The organism is Curvibacter sp. GW821-FHT09D12 (assembly GCF_059416245.1).
Genome location: NZ_JBWKOU010000020.1, coordinates 54,411 through 68,307, shown reverse-complemented (window position 1 = coordinate 68,307; position 13,897 = coordinate 54,411). Strand labels below are relative to the sequence as shown.

General features: G+C 66.6%; 13 protein-coding genes. 6 read left to right on the top strand and 7 right to left on the bottom strand.

Going from position 1 to position 13,897, the window contains the following annotated elements; all coding sequences use genetic code 11:
* Positions 1-2 precede the first annotated feature (2 nt).
* The 5 genes from AC07PT_RS24160 to AC07PT_RS24140 all read right to left on the bottom strand — a co-directional run bounded on the left by AC07PT_RS24160 (position 3) and on the right by AC07PT_RS24140 (position 4,547).
* Positions 3-998 (bottom strand): Bug family tripartite tricarboxylate transporter substrate binding protein, encoded by a 996-nt coding sequence (locus AC07PT_RS24160; RefSeq protein WP_492349801.1) that lies wholly within the window; start codon positions 996-998, stop codon positions 3-5.
* Positions 999-1,079: 81 nt separating this feature from the next.
* Entirely contained in the window at positions 1,080-2,042 is a 963-nt protein-coding gene (locus AC07PT_RS24155) for an MBL fold metallo-hydrolase (RefSeq protein ID WP_494658401.1), read from the bottom strand.
* Between the two features lie 10 nt (positions 2,043-2,052).
* Complete coding sequence (locus AC07PT_RS24150) at positions 2,053-2,253, bottom strand: DUF2783 domain-containing protein (protein WP_492349803.1); 201 nt, start codon at positions 2,251-2,253, stop codon at positions 2,053-2,055.
* 12 nt (positions 2,254-2,265) lie between these two features.
* Entirely contained in the window at positions 2,266-3,945 is a 1,680-nt protein-coding gene (locus AC07PT_RS24145) for an FAD-dependent monooxygenase (RefSeq protein WP_494658400.1), read from the bottom strand.
* A gap of 41 nt (positions 3,946-3,986) precedes the next feature.
* Positions 3,987-4,547, bottom strand: a complete 561-nt coding sequence (locus AC07PT_RS24140; RefSeq protein WP_494658399.1) for a VOC family protein — start codon at positions 4,545-4,547, stop codon at positions 3,987-3,989.
* Between the two features lie 88 nt (positions 4,548-4,635).
* Here AC07PT_RS24140 and AC07PT_RS24135 point away from each other — a divergent pair, with 88 nt between their 5' ends.
* Positions 4,636-5,568, top strand: a complete 933-nt coding sequence (locus AC07PT_RS24135) for a LysR family transcriptional regulator (protein WP_494658398.1) — start codon at positions 4,636-4,638, stop codon at positions 5,566-5,568.
* Positions 5,569-5,576: 8 nt separating this feature from the next.
* On the opposite strand, the gene AC07PT_RS24130 is transcribed toward AC07PT_RS24135, so the two are convergent.
* Positions 5,577-7,337, bottom strand: coding sequence for an NYN domain-containing protein (locus AC07PT_RS24130; protein WP_494658397.1), 1,761 nt, complete (start codon positions 7,335-7,337; stop codon positions 5,577-5,579).
* A gap of 69 nt (positions 7,338-7,406) precedes the next feature.
* Complete coding sequence (locus AC07PT_RS24125; RefSeq protein WP_494658396.1) at positions 7,407-7,796, bottom strand: DUF488 domain-containing protein; 390 nt, start codon at positions 7,794-7,796, stop codon at positions 7,407-7,409.
* Positions 7,797-7,975: 179 nt separating this feature from the next.
* On the opposite strand from AC07PT_RS24125, the gene AC07PT_RS24120 reads away from it, so the two are divergent.
* From AC07PT_RS24120 to AC07PT_RS24100, 5 genes are all read left to right on the top strand, one after another.
* Positions 7,976-8,509 (top strand): GNAT family N-acetyltransferase, encoded by a 534-nt coding sequence (locus tag AC07PT_RS24120; protein WP_492349809.1) that lies wholly within the window; start codon positions 7,976-7,978, stop codon positions 8,507-8,509.
* 196 nt (positions 8,510-8,705) lie between these two features.
* Positions 8,706-9,008, top strand: coding sequence for a helix-turn-helix domain-containing protein (locus tag AC07PT_RS24115; protein WP_494658395.1), 303 nt, complete (start codon positions 8,706-8,708; stop codon positions 9,006-9,008).
* 10 nt (positions 9,009-9,018) lie between these two features.
* A complete protein-coding gene (locus tag AC07PT_RS24110; protein ID WP_494658394.1) occupies positions 9,019-10,377 on the top strand; it encodes a HipA domain-containing protein in 1,359 nt (452 codons plus the stop codon).
* 208 nt (positions 10,378-10,585) lie between these two features.
* Positions 10,586-11,500: a VTT domain-containing protein gene (locus AC07PT_RS24105; RefSeq protein ID WP_494658393.1), complete on the top strand. Its 915-nt coding sequence runs from the start codon at positions 10,586-10,588 to the stop codon at positions 11,498-11,500.
* A gap of 61 nt (positions 11,501-11,561) precedes the next feature.
* Positions 11,562-13,874 carry an FAD-dependent oxidoreductase gene (locus tag AC07PT_RS24100; protein ID WP_494658392.1) on the top strand — a complete coding sequence of 771 codons (2,313 nt, stop codon included), beginning with the start codon at positions 11,562-11,564 and terminating at the stop codon, positions 13,872-13,874.
* The last annotated feature ends 23 nt before the right edge of the window (positions 13,875-13,897 follow it).

The window sequence follows — 13,897 nt, the reverse complement described above, 5'->3', positions numbered from 1 at the left end:
TCTCAGTCGAGCTGGATGTTGGAGGCCTTGATCACCTTGCCCCAGCGAGCGCTCTCGCTGCGGGCCAGGGCCTGAAAATCGGCCGGGCTGCCCGGCAGGGGCTCGAAGCCGAAATCGGCAAACAGCTTCACCACCTTGGGGTTCTGGGTGGCACGGCGCAGTTCGGCGTTCAGGCGGCTCACCACCTCGGCAGGCATGCCGGCAGGGCCGACCAGGCCGTGGAAAGCCGCGGCGTTGACCTCCTTGTAGCCCAACTCGGCAAAGGTGGGGGTGTCGGGCAGGGCGCTGGCGCGCTGCGGTGAGGCCAGGGCCAGCACACGCACCTTGCCGGCGCGCATCATCTGCAGCCCCGAGGCCAGGTCCAGCATCATCACCGGCACCTGTCCGCCCATCACATCCTGCATGGCCGGTGCGGCACCCTTGTAGGCCACGTGGGTGAGGCTGATGTCGGCCTTCTGCTTGAACAGCTCCATCGCCACATGGTGAGGTGAGCCGTTGCCGGGTGAGGCGTAGTTGACCCCGTCGCGGTGAGCCTTGGCGTAAGCGATGAATTCAGCCAGCGTCTTGGCCGGAAAGTCGGGGTGCACCACCAGGGCCACCGGAATGCGGCCGATGGCTCCGATGTACGTGAAGTCGGTGGCGGGCTTGTAGGGCAGGCGGGCGAACATGTGCTCGTTGAACAGCAGCGCAGCGTTTTCGGCCTGCATCACGGTGTAGCCGTCGGGCTTGGCCTGCAGCAACACCGATACCGCGATGTTGGTCGACGCGCCCGGGCGGTTGTCGATGATCAGGGGCTGTCCCAGCAGGGGCTGCATGGCGTCGGCCAGGGCCCGGGCCATGGCGTCGGTGCCGCCGCCGGCGGCGTAGGGCACCAGCCAACGCACGGGCTGGTTGGGGTAGGGCGGTGTCTGGGCCTGGGCCTGCCCGGCGACGCCAGCCAGCAAGGTCAGGGCCAGGCCAGCGCAGGCTCGGCGGGTCAGGGAAGGGTGCTTGTTCATGTCTGTCTCCGGTGTGGGTTTGTTGTGCTTGGGGGCCGTTGGTGGGCCGATAGTGGGCCGATAGTGGGCGGGTGGCGGGCCTCAGCCCCGCAGCGTGGCCCAGAGTTGCTGGTCGCGTTCGGCGGTCCAGATCGTGGGATGCTCGGTGCCTTGCAGTTCTTCAACTGCGCGGGCCACGTCGAAGGGCAGCACGTGCTGGAACACGGGCCAGTCGCCGAAGCGTGGCGTCATGGCTTGTTGCGCGTTCTCGAAGCAGGCCCGCAAGCCGAGGCCGGCCGCCAGGCTCTGTCGCACACTGTCCAGCAGGGTGCGCAAGAAGGCCTGGGTCAGGTCGATGGCTTCGGCACAGGCGGCCTGGCCGTGTTGCACGGCGCCACGCCCCGGTACCAGGGTGCGTGGTTGGAGTGCCCGCACGGCGTCCAGCGTGCCCAGCCAGTCTTGCAAGTAGGCATCCCCGGCATACACGCCGCAGCGGTTCTCGACCACGTCGCCCGCAAACAGCACGCCGCAGTCGGGCAGCCAGGCGACGGTGTCGCCCCCCGAGTGGCCGCGGCCCAGGCAGTGCAGGTGGATCTCACGCGAGCCCAGGTTCAGACGCATTTCGCGCTCGAAGCTCAGGCTGGGCCGGGTCAGGCCGGGGACCTCCTCGACACCTGCAAACAGGCGTGGGAAGCGCCCCACTTCCGAGTCGAAGTCGGCCTGGCCCCGGGTGCGCACCCAGTCGGCCGTGCCCTGGCTGGCGATGATGGCCTGCACCTCTGGGAAGGCGCTGGCACCCATCACACGCACGGCATGGTAGTGGGTCAGCACAATGAACTTCACAGGCTTGTCGGTGACGCTGCGGATGGCCGCCAGAAAGTCGCGTGCCAGCCGGGGGGTGGGGCGGGTGTCGATGGCCACGACATGCTCGTCGCCGACCACAAAGCCGCAGTTGGGGTCGAAGGCGCTGATGTAGCCGTAGACGCCTGGGGCCAGCGCCTGGACCTGGGGCTTTTGCTCCTGCAGGTCGGAGGCCGAGGCAAAGGAAGGGGCATGGGTGCTCATGGATGGGCTTTCAGGTCGGGGTGGCGGGGGCGGCCTCGCGGGCGGCGTTCAGGCAGGCGAGCAGCACGTCTTGCTGCCCGCATTGATTGGCCAGCAGCAGCAGCAGGCGGGCATTGAGGTCGGCGCTGGCGGCTTCACTCAGGCCCTCATGGGCTTGCACCAGGGCTGCGTAGAAGGCGTCCGGGTCGGGGATGTTGGGTTTGGTGTTCATGGGGGTCCAGGCTCAGGCGGTCAGGGGTTCAAGGGTCGGGGTGGTTTGGCCAGTGACGCGGCACAGGGCCTGGATCAAGGCATCGGCGTCACAGGCCGGCAAGGTGGCCGCCAGGTAGGCGTCGGGGCGCAGCAGGCACAAGGTGCCGGCGCTGTGATCGGGGTCGAGCCCCAGGTGCCGGGCCAGCACGCCGCCGGGGTCTTGCAGGTCGGCCTCGGGCCCCCCGATGAGCACCAGCCGGGCCGGCAGCGTGGTCTGTCGCAGGCGCCGCTCGGTCTCGGCCCGTGCGGCCGCTGTGGGGGCAAACCACAGGCCCAGGCAATCGCTGCCCTGGCGCAGCAGGTGCATCAGCGTCGTGGGGTGGCCCTGTCGGTCTGGCAGTGCCAGGTTCTGCACGCTGCGCGCCCCCTGGGGCAAGCAAGCTGAGGGCGGGTAGTCATTGGCCACAGACATGCGCCCCGTGTTGACCAGGGCCCGGGCGAAGGGGTGCTGGCGCGCCAGCGCCAGGACCGCGCGGCGCAAGGTGTGTTCTGCCGGGCTGCGAGGGGCCAGAAAACGGGCCGAGCGGCCGGTCACCTGCAGGTTCTCGACACAGGCGGCGCGGCGCTCGGCGCTGAAGCTGTCCAGCAGGGCGTCGGGGGCTTGGCCCTGGTTCACCAGGGCCAGCTTCCAGCCGAGGTTGGCCGCATCCTGCATGCCGGTGTTGCCACCCCGTGCACCGAAAGGGCTGACCACGTGGGCCGCATCGCCGATGAAGAACACCCGGCCGGCCCGGAAGTTGTCCAGCAGGTGGTCTCGGTAGCCATAGGGGCCGATCCAGACAAATTCAAAGTCGACATCCGGCCCCAATTGCGACCGCAGCCTGGAGCCTGCCACTTCTGGCTGACTGATGGCCTCGGGGTCGGCATCCTCGGGCATTTGATAGTCGATTCGCCAGACGCCATCGGCCATCAGGTGCTGCCACACCGCTCGCCCGTCATTGAACGGGGCGTCCACCCAGGTCCAGCGCTCGGTGGGCAAGGGGTGGGTGAAGCGCACATCGGTGATGCACCAGCGATCGGTGCTGCGTGAGGCGTGTGTTTCCAGGCCCAGTTGGGTGCGGATGGGGCTGTTGGCGCCTGTGGCGTCGATCAGGTAATCCGCCTCCAGGGCATACGCGCCGTCGGGGGTCTCGACCTGCAAGCGCACATGGTCGCCATGAGGCTCGATCTGCGTCACCCGGCTGCTCCAGCGCAGATCGGTCAGCCCCAGAGTCTGGATGCGATCCACCAGGAACCACTCCAGATAGAACTGCTGCAGGTTGATGAAGGGGGGCTGGCTGGAGACGCTGTGGTCTTGCAGGTTGAAGCTGTAGACCTCTTGGGTGCCCGAGAAAGTGCGACCCAGCGACCAGGCCACCCCTTTGGCGAGAGCTTGCTCGGCGACGCCCAGCCGATCCAGGATCTCAAGCGACTTCTGCGCGTAGCAGATGCCGCGCGAGGAGGCGCCCCGCACGCCCACGGTGTTGTCTTCGTCGATCAGCACGCTGCGCACACCGCGCTGGGCCAGGTCGCAGGCCAGGGTCAGCCCGGCCGGGCCGGCCCCCACGATCACGATGGGGTAGCGGCCCGGGGCCTGGCCCTGGTGCTCCGGTGGGGGGGTGTAGGCGAAGCTGGGCAGCGCGTAAGGCGGGGCAAAACGATAGCTTGTCATGGTCTGTCTCCGGTTTGTTCTGGGGGGGGAGGGCGGTCCTGTCAGTGGCTGGCCTTGCGACGGGCCTTGAAGGCCGTCCACTCACGGACCTCTTGATGGGCCTGCCTGGCCAACTGGTTCATTTCGGCCATGTCCACCGTGGGGGTGGTGAGTTCAAGGCGGATGCCGTTGGGGTCGAAGAAATAGATCGAGCGGATGATGTGGTGGTCCGTCACGCCCAGCACCTCGACGCCGGCGGCCTGCAGCCGGGCCTTGGCTTGCTCCAACTCGGCCACCGAGTCGACGCGCAGGGCCAGGTGATTGACCCAGGCCGGCGTGTTGGGCGAGGGCTGGGCGGCTGTGTCGTCGCCCAGGTCGAAGAAGGCGATGTACGAGCCGTCACGCATCTGGAAAAAGATGTGCACGTAAGGGCAGTACTCGCCGGTGCTGGGCACCACGTCGCTCTTGATCACGTGTACCAGGGGCAGGCCCAGCAGGTCTTCGTAGAAATGGCGCGTCTCTTCGCAATCCCGGCAGCGCCAGGCGAAGTGATGCAGCGATCGGATGGGGACGAAACCGGCAGGTTCCGATGCAGTGATGGGGTTGGTGACAGGGACGGTCATGGGGCGGCCTTGAGGTGAGGACCGCATTACATCGAGAGCTGTCTTATCATTCAAACGAAAAAATTTCATCGATTGATGAAGGATTCATATGAATGGAAATCTGAGCCTCAGGCAGTTGCGGGCGTTCGAGGCGGTGGCGGCCGAAGGCAGCTTCACCAAAGCGGCTCAGCGCCTGTTCCTGACCCAGTCGGCCCTGAGCGTGCTGGTGCGCGACATGGAGCGCGAACTCGGCCTGTCGTTGTTTGACCGCCATACCCGGCGGGTGGAGCTGTCGGAGGCCGGGCGCGATTTCTACCCGCATGTGCGCCGCATGCTCAATGAGCTCAGCGTGGCGGTGGGCAGCATGATCGACTTGCGCGACAAACGCCGAGGCGTGTTGCGCGTGGCAGCGCCCCAACTGATGGCCTGCACCCTGGTGCCCCGGGTGTTGGCGGTGTACCGGCGGCAGTACCCGGGTGTGGACATCCGCCTGCAGGACACCTTGCCTGAGCACTTGATGGAGCGGCTGCAGGCCGGTGAAGTTGAACTGGCCATCGGTCCGGATGGCGTGCTGGACGACGCCGGCTTGCGGCGCTACCCGTTTCTGAGGGACCGGCATTGGCTGATCTGCCGCACCGACGATCCCCTGTGCGCACAGAGCCCGCTGCGCTGGCAGGACCTGGATGCCTGCCATTTCATCGCCCCCACACGCGACTTCATTGGGCGCATGAAAGCCAGCCTGGGCGCCTACAGCGAGGCCCTGCAGATGAACCCCTGGCAGGAGACCTCGTACTTCACGACCGCGTTTGGCCTGGTCTCAGCCGGCATGGGTGTCACCCTGTGTCCCACCTATGCCGCGCCGCTGGTGAAGGCCTATGGCCTGCAGATGCTGGCGCTGCAAGAGCCCGCCTTCTACCGCGAGGTCTGTGTCTACAGCCAGCTTGGCAAAGAGCTGTCACCCGCGGCGGCGAGCTTTGTCCAATGCCTGGGCGAGGTGGTGGCCGACGCGGCCTTTGCCGAGCCGGTGTCGCCCAGAGGCTGAAGAAGGCCTCAGCCTGCCTTTTTGGCCGCAGCGCGTGGGCGACGGGTCTTTTTGGCCGCCGGCGCTGCCGTGTCCACGGACGCGGCATCGATCGGGGTGGCCTCGGGCGACGCCACAACGACGGTGGCTGCTGGTTCGGCGGCTTCGACCGGCGCGCCGACCGTGTCATTGGGCAGCTCAGCCTGCGCTTCGTTGGCCTGGGCGCGGGCCTTGGCGCCCGAGCGGCCACCGCGGCTGCGGCGGCGTGGTGAGGCCTGGGTCGAGGTGTCTTCTGCGGTGGCGTCGGGTGTTGCGCCCTCATTGGTGGGGGCGGCACTGGTCTGCTCGTTCACCGGGGCCGGGGGCAGCCCCGCTGGCGCATCGTTTTCTTCGGGCGCCGGAGTTGCGGCACGGCGGCTTGTGGCCGCCGCCTGTTCCTGGCGCTCGCGCAGTTCGCGGGCCTTGCGGGCGCGCGCCCGGGCTTCGGCCTCGGCGGCGGCCGCCGCAATGGCGCTGTCATGCTCTGGCAGCGCTGGCGGGTTCTGGCCCTGGCTGCGAGGGGGCTGTTGGGCTGGCTGGCCCTCGCCACGCGGTGCACCGGCTTCGGAGCGGCTTTCTCGCCCGTCCCGGCTGTCCCGACCGTCGCGGTTGTCACGGCCTTCACGGCCGTCACGTCCGTCACGTTGGCCACCCCGGCGGCCGCCCCGTGAGCGGCCATAACTGGCTGGGGGTTGCTCGTCGTTCTCGGCTTCGATCTCTGGGGCATCCGCCACCGGGTCTGCGACTGCCACGGGGGCGGGGACCGGTGTGGGTGCGGCGGCCGGTGCGAATGCTTCCGGCGGGAAGTAACGCGACACCGGGCGTTCATAGGGCTGCTCGGCGCGGGGCGCCTGGGCGGCAGGGGCCTGCGAATTGAAGGCTTGCGAGCCGGAGGTTTGCGAGGGTGCTGTGCCTGCGCTGCTGCCGCCACTGCTGCGGAACACATAGGCGCCCGACTTGTCGTCGCGGCCAAACTCCATCAGGCCCCGGTTGTGGGCCTCTTCGAGCAGGTTGCCGAAGGTGCGAAAGCCAAAGTAGTTTTCATTGAAATCGGGGCGGCGGCGCTTGATGGCCTCCTTGAGCACCGAGGCCCAGATCTTGCCGCTGTCGCCGCGCTCGGCCATGAGGGCGTCGAAGGTCTCCACAGCCAGCTCCAGCGCTTCGCTGCGCCGGGCGTCGCTGGCTTCCTTGCGCTTGCGCTCCTCTTCCGGGGTGCGGCGGGCTTGCTGCGGCGCATCGGCGGGCTGCTGGCGGCGGGCCAGGGCGCGCTGTTTTTCACGCACCAGGTCGTCGTAGAAGATGAATTCGTCGCAGTTGGCAATCAGCAGGTCGGAGGTGGACTGCTTCACGCCCACGCCGATCACCTGCTTGTTGTTCTCGCGCAGCTTGGACACCAGGGGTGAAAAATCAGAGTCGCCGCTGATGATCACGAAGGTGTTCACGTGCGACTTGGTGTAGCACAGGTCGAGGGCATCGACCACCATGCGGATGTCGGCCGAGTTCTTGCCGGACTGGCGCACATGCGGGATCTCGATCAGTTCGAAATTCGCCTCGTGCATGGTGGCCTTGAAGCCCTTGTAGCGGTCCCAGTCGCAATAGGCCTTCTTGACCACGATGCTGCCCTTGAGCAGCAGCCGTTCGAGCACGGGCTTGATGTCGAACTTTTCGTAGTTGGCGTCACGCACGCCCAGCGCCACGTTTTCGAAATCACAGAACAGCGCCATGCTGAGGTTATCGGGTGAGTTGGCCATCAGGCTCTCCATTGGGGTTGCAGCCCTGGATCATCACACGGATTGACACAGCCAAGTCTGCACTGAAGTTCAGGGCGCAAGCTCTGCGCCCTTTTCGAGCAGCAAGGCGCGCAGCACCGAGCGGTGGCAGCGGGCCTCATCCTCGCAATAGCAGCCTAGCGAGAAATTGCTGTGGTGGGACAGGGCGGCCAGCACGTCCAGGCTGCGGCTGGCCTCGGGCTGGGCCATCTCCTTGCGGAACTGGCGCTCGAAAGCCTGCCAACCGGCCGGCGTGTCGGCCTCCTGGCCCAGCTTCATGGTGTCCGGGGTCGGAGACAGGTTGGGGTACCAGACGTCGTACCAGTTCTGGCTGGCGAATTCTGTCTTGGGCACGCCCCGCGGGGGCCGCCGCACCGTGCCGATGCGGGTGCCTTCGTCGGCATCCCGGGGGCTGCCGAGCTTCACGATGCGCAAAGTCATGTCATGAATCCATTGAAGTGATCAGATGTGATGGTGTGGCGCTGCCCCAAATCGGGGCTAGGTCATCGATTCTCATCGCAGAAATGCTTTGTAACAAATGTATTTGCTGCCTTTGCGAACCACCCGCCGGTCCAGCCTAGCATGCCTTGCAACAGAAAGAATCGCGAGCAGGAGACGAGGTGGTAGTGCAACACATTGGGTTGACCCAGGTTGAAGAGAACGCGGCAGGCCAGGCGCTTTTGCAAGGGGTGCTGAACCATGCCCGGCGTTATGTTGAAGAGTCATTTGGTCACCGCCTGGTGGGCATTGAAGGCGCGCAACTCTTTGAGTTGCTGCACCGCGATGTCGACGCTTCAGAGCACCGTGTCTATGCCATCGATCTCCACAACGGCGTCAGCAAAACGGTGGGCTTCATCACACTGGGCCTGGGTTATGCCCATTGGGACGGGGCGTACATCCACTTTCTGGTGATCGATGAACGTTTCCGAGGTGCGGGTCTGGCGCGGCAGGCCGTGCAACAACTCGAGGCCATCGCGTCGACGCTGACCCGCCGAATTCGGCTGAAGGTCTACCCACCCGATACGGACGTGGCCGGTTTCTGGCAAGCCATGGGCTACACCGTCAGCGGGCGCTTCCCGGTCAGCTTCACGCCGCCGACAGGGCTGCCGCTGCACTACACCATGCTGGAGAAAGCATTGCCGATGGGCGCGTGAGGGGCGGCGCTGCCACCCACACCCCTGCGGTGATTTCGGAGAAACAGAAATAGTTGTTCTTGTTGACGATCGGAATTCGTGATTTCTGAATTTCCGAAACTACTGGTGGAAATCGAGAAATACACCTAATATTTCGGAATAGCAGAAATATTCACTGCAGAGTCCACTTGAAGGGGCTTTTGCCGGAGATTCCGAAATGAGTGATGCGTCCAGCCGCAGTCCCACCCGTCTGATGTCCGCCCCTGAGTTGGGACCGGTCGTGCGTGAGCGACGCAAGTCGCAGTCACTTCGCATCGATGATGCCGCAGAGCTGCTTGGCGTCTCAGTGGACCTCATGTCTCGCCTCGAGAATGGCCAAGGGTCGGTGCGCCTGGACAAGGCACTGACCGTGCTCGATGGCCTCGGCCTGGCGCTGGTGGTGCTGCCCAAGGAGCACCCCTGGGCCCGCGAGGCCGCCGGCACTCACGCATCGGAGCCGCTCAGCACTGGCAAGGCATGAGGCGGCTGTCATGACCCACGCACTTAACGTCTGGGCCGAACAGAACCGAATCGCCACCCTCGAACACGAGGGGCGGGACGACCGCTGGCGCTTGAGCTATGTCGGGCACTGGGTCTCTGACGCCCAGTCCTATCCCCTGTCACCGGCCCTGCCCCTGACGCGTCAGCCGGCTGACCTGCCCTCTGCGTCCATCAAACGCTTCATCGAGCATCTGTTGCCTGAAGGTCGGGCGTTGGATGTGGCCGTGGCCTACAACGGCCTGGACAGGACCAACCTCTTTGGCCTGATCTGGGCACTGGGTGCCGAGACCGCGGGCGCTTTGCGCTTCACAGGCGATGCAGAGGCAGCGCTGCCGGTGGGCGAACCCGTGCTGCGGGAAGTCTCCCGCCAGGAACTCGAACAACGCATCGGCGAGCGAGACCACCTGCCGCTGACGGTGTGGGATGGCCGGGTACGCATGTCGGTGGCTGGCCTGCAGGACAAGCTCTTGGTCTATCTCGATCGACCCCTGAATGATGGCGGGCGGCTGTTCCTGGTGGATGGGCCGCGCCTGGCGTCGACGCACATCCTTAAGCCCGACACCGGCAATCCGAAAACACCGCACCTGGCGGTCAATGAGCACTTTTGCATGTCGCTCGCCCGCCGCATGGGCCTGCCGGCTGCCGAGGTGGGGCTGCTGCGCACGCCCCGACCCGTGCTGGTCGTTCGGCGCTTCGACCGTGCTGTAGAAGTCGATCACGGCCCACCCAGGGTTCACCGTCGGCACATCATCGATGCCTGCCAGGCTTGCGACCTGCCGGTGGCCTACAAATATGAGCGGTATTTGGGCAACGCGCCTGCAGTCCAACACATCCGCGACGGCATGAGCTTTGAACGTCTGTTCGGCTGCGCTGGGCTGGCAGCCAACACGGCTGCGGCGCGCCTGGCCCTGCTGCGCTGGGCCCTCTTTCAGTTTCTGATTGGCAACAGCGATGCGCACGGCAAGAACTTCTCATTTTTCGTCCACCCCGGCGGCCTGCTGGAACCTGCACCCTGGTACGACCTGGTGAGCGTTCTGCAGTACGACGGATTGGACACCGAGTTGGCCATGGCCTTTGGCGATGTGTTCAGCCATGCCGAGGTGTCGCCCTTCGCCCTGGCGGATTTCGCGGCGCGCTGTGGCATCAACCGCAAGCTGATGCGCCGCGAAGGCCAGCGACTGGCCAAGCTGGCCGTCACCGAGGCGGCGGCTCAGGCCCAGGGTACCGACTATGAAGACGAGTCCGAACGGGCGTTTGTGCAGCGCCTGGCTGGCTACATCACTGAACAGGCCCGGCGGCTGACGCAACTGGTCGAGGACGCTGCAAGCTTGAAAGATGAGTACCTCTGAGAGCCTCTAGACATGCTGCGAGAAGCCTGGACCTGCTCAGCGTGACGCATGAGGTACCCCACCTGGATCAGCAAACTGTGCGCACCGAGCTTCGCAGGCCTGAGGGACATGGCCCATCCGCGGCCCGGTGCTTCGAAGCCTGGGGCTAAACTGATGGGCGGGCCGGTTTGAGGCCCAGCGGCCTCTCCACTCCCCAACCCTTTCCGCCATGGACCTTCAGCAGCTCAGCCAAACCCTGGAGCACGACGCGCTCGGCGTGGTGTTTCTCAACGTGCTGCTGCAGCAACTGGGCTTGCCGGTGCCGGCGGTGCCCACCCTGCTGCTGGCGGGCAGCCTGGCCGCCACGCCGGGGGCGCTGGGCAAACTGGCGGCCGGCGCCATGCTGGCCTCCGTGCTGGCCGATTGGGGCTGGTACCACGCGGGCAAGCGCTTTGGCTACCGGGTGTTGTCGGGTTTGTGCAAGCTGTCGATCAATCCCTCGTCCTGCGTCAGCCAGACCGAGGCCCGTTTTCTACGCTGGGGGCCGGCCTCGCTGGTGGTGGCCAAGTTCGTGCCTGGTTTTTCGACCGTGGCGCCACCGATAGCGGGGGCCCTGCGCATGCACCAGCCCAGTTTTCTGATCGCGGCCGGTGCCGGCGGCGTCCTGTGGGCCGGCCTGGCGCTGGGGGCAGGCTGGCTGCTGCGCGACACCGTGCGCCAGGTGATTGCGGCGCTCGAGCGCAACACCGCCGAGGCCTTGACCGTGGTGGTGGTGCTGGCCGCCGCCTGGTTGGCCTGGAAGTTCTGGCAGAAATACCGTTTTCGCCGCCTCAGTGCCGTGCCCCGCATCGGCATCGAGGAGTTGCGTGCCGCGCTGGTGCGCGAGCCCCGCCCCTTGTTGCTGGACTTGCGCGGCGCCGTGATGGTGGCCCAGACCGGCCCCATCGAAGGGGCCCGCGTGGCCGAACACAGCCAGCTGGAACAGGCTGTGGGCGACTGGCCCCGCAACCACCCCATCGTGACCTTGTGCGCCTGCCCGCAAGATGCCGGCGCCATCCTGGCGGCACGCCGCCTGCTGGACCTGGGCTACCTGTCGGTGCGACCGCTCGAAGGCGGCTACGAGGCCTGGATGGCCTCAAAGTGATGCGGATTCGCCCGGTTTCCAACCTCTGCCGGACCGCTGGCCCGGCCCTCTGGAGTCGTTCATGAGCCCAGCCCCACGTGGCGCTGCCAAGCCCTCTGTGCCCCAAGCCACCCGAGCCCCCAAACCGCCCTCAAGCAACCCGCACGCCGACTACCTGATCGTGGGCGCCGGCCTGGCCGGTGCCACCGCGGCCGAAACCCTGCGGGCCGAGGGGGCCACCGGCCGCATCGTGGTGCTGGGCGACGAGGACCAGCCGCCCTACCAGCGGCCGCCGCTGTCCAAGAGCTTCCTGACACTGAACCAACCCCCGCGCGTCAGCACCGTGTTGGCCGACGGGGCCTGGCAAGCGCTGGGCATCGAGCTGGTGCTGGGTTGCCGCGTCAGTCGACTCGACACGGCACAGCGCACGCTGTACACCGAGGCCGGCCCCCGATGGACCTACGGCCAACTGCTGATTGCCACCGGGGCTCGGCCCCTGCGGCTGGAACTGCCCGGGGCGGAGCTGCCCGGCATTCACTACCTGCGCTCGCTGGCCGATGCCCAGGCCCTCCGGGCCAGTGCGCTGCAGGCCCGCCGGGCTGTGGTGATCGGGGGCAGCTTCATCGGGCTGGAGGTGGCTGCTTCGCTGCGCCAGCGCGGCATCGAGGTCACGTTGATCGAACGCGGCGACTTGTTTGGGCGCTTCAACACGCCGGCCTTGTCCGATTTTTTCCACCGTTGTTTCACCGAGCGCGGCGCCCAGGTGCTGCTGGGTGACAGCCCGGTGTTTTTCAGCGGCAGCGACCGGGTCCAGGCCGTGCATACCCAGGGCGGGCAGGTGCTCGCTTGCGACATGGTGGTGATCGGTGCCGGGGTGCAACCCCAGACTGGCTTTCTGGAGGGCAGCGGCCTGCAGCTTGACGAGGGGGTGGTGGTCGACCGCTTTTTGCAGGCCAGCCAGCCCGGGGTGTTTGCCGCTGGCGATGTGGCCTTCTTCGACGACCCGGTGCTGGGCCGGCGCCACCGGGTGGAGCACTGGGACAACGCCATCAAGCAAGGCCGCCTGGCGGCGCGCAACATGCTGGGCCAGCGTCTGCCTTATGACGAGGTCAGCTACTTTTTCAGCCAGGTCTTCGAGCACAGCTTCAACCTGCTGGGCGAGATCGAGCCCGGTCTGCAGCGCATCGACCGGGGCTCGCTGCAAGCGGGCTCGTTTGCGGCTTTCTACCTGCGCCACGACGTGCCGCAGGCCTTGTTCTCGCTGGGGCGGCCTTCGCAGGAGACCCGGCTGGTCGAAAACCTGATCAAGCGGCGCGTCAACCTGAGCCGCCTCAAGCCGCAGTTGTCCGATCCGCAGTTCACGCTGCAGCAGATCCCCAACCAGACCTTTCTGATTCTGCAGGGCGGTGGGGCCTATGGGGCCTTCGAGTGCGGCGCGGTGCAGGCCTTGCAAGAGGCCGGCGTGCGCCCCGATGTGGTGGCCGGGGTGTCGATCGGGGCCTTCAATGGCGCCATCATCGCCGGCAACCCCGATCGGCCGGCCGAGGCGCTGCAGGCCTTCTGGGCCGAGCTGGCGACCTTGACCCCGGCGGTGCCCGACGAAGCCCTGCGCCAGACCCTGGCCTGCCAGCAGATTGCCACCTGGGGCGTGCAGCCGTTCTTCACGCCCCGCTGGCTGCAGCCCATGCTCGGCATGGCGCAGTGGCCGCAGAACTGGACCAGCCTGTACGACACCAGCCCCATGCGGGCATTGCTCGCGCGCTACGTGGACTTCAGTCGCCTCAAGGCCAGCCCGGTGCGGCTGATGGTCAGCGCGGTTGACCTGGAGACCAGCGAGCTGGTGGTGTTTGACAGCTACATCGACGAGCTCACGCCCGATCACATCCTGGCCAGCGGCAGCCTGCCGCCCGCCTTCCCCTGGACCACGGTCAACGGGCGCCATTACTGGGATGGCGGCATTGTCAGCAACTCGCCGCTGGAGCGCGTGGTCGAGCGTTGCGGTTCGGCGGGCAAGCAGGTTTACATCATCGACTTGTTCCCGGGCCAGCGCCGCCGCCTGCCCGGTAACCTGAGTGAGGTGATGGCCCGCCGCGACGAGATCCTGTACTCAGAACGGGTGCGCAGCGACGTGCGCACCCGTGAGCAGGCCCGCGACTACCAGCGCCTGGTGGAAGACCTGATGGCCGAACTGCCGCCCGACGCCGCGGCGCGCTTGCGCCATCAGCCGCGCTACATTCAGCTGATGGGTGACGACGCCCCCATGACCATCACGCGCATCGTGCGCGAGGACAGCGATGATGCCCCGTCCTCCCGCGATTACGATTTCTCGCGCGAGACCGTGGCCCAGTTGCAGGCCGCGGGTTATCGCATGACCCGCAAGGCGCTGCAGCGCTGAGGCGTCCGACGCCTTGTTGCGCC

Excerpts from the sequence above, each read along its gene's own strand:
- AC07PT_RS24110 (WP_494658394.1), top strand. The coding sequence starts at position 9,019 with ATGACCCACGCACTTAACGTCTGGGCCGAACAGAACCGAATCGCCACC.
- AC07PT_RS24130 (WP_494658397.1), bottom strand. The coding sequence starts at position 7,337 with ATGGCCAACTCACCCGATAACCTCAGCATGGCGCTGTTCTGTGATTTC.
- AC07PT_RS24160 (WP_492349801.1), bottom strand. The coding sequence starts at position 998 with ATGAACAAGCACCCTTCCCTGACCCGCCGAGCCTGCGCTGGCCTGGCC.
- AC07PT_RS24155 (WP_494658401.1), bottom strand. The coding sequence starts at position 2,042 with ATGAGCACCCATGCCCCTTCCTTTGCCTCGGCCTCCGACCTGCAGGAG.
- AC07PT_RS24115 (WP_494658395.1), top strand. The coding sequence starts at position 8,706 with ATGAGTGATGCGTCCAGCCGCAGTCCCACCCGTCTGATGTCCGCCCCT.
- AC07PT_RS24100 (WP_494658392.1), top strand. The coding sequence starts at position 11,562 with ATGAGCCCAGCCCCACGTGGCGCTGCCAAGCCCTCTGTGCCCCAAGCC.
- AC07PT_RS24150 (WP_492349803.1), bottom strand. The coding sequence starts at position 2,253 with ATGAACACCAAACCCAACATCCCCGACCCGGACGCCTTCTACGCAGCC.
- AC07PT_RS24125 (WP_494658396.1), bottom strand. The coding sequence starts at position 7,796 with ATGACTTTGCGCATCGTGAAGCTCGGCAGCCCCCGGGATGCCGACGAA.
- AC07PT_RS24135 (WP_494658398.1), top strand. The coding sequence starts at position 4,636 with ATGAATGGAAATCTGAGCCTCAGGCAGTTGCGGGCGTTCGAGGCGGTG.
- AC07PT_RS24145 (WP_494658400.1), bottom strand. The coding sequence starts at position 3,945 with ATGACAAGCTATCGTTTTGCCCCGCCTTACGCGCTGCCCAGCTTCGCC.
- AC07PT_RS24105 (WP_494658393.1), top strand. The coding sequence starts at position 10,586 with ATGGACCTTCAGCAGCTCAGCCAAACCCTGGAGCACGACGCGCTCGGC.
- AC07PT_RS24140 (WP_494658399.1), bottom strand. The coding sequence starts at position 4,547 with ATGACCGTCCCTGTCACCAACCCCATCACTGCATCGGAACCTGCCGGT.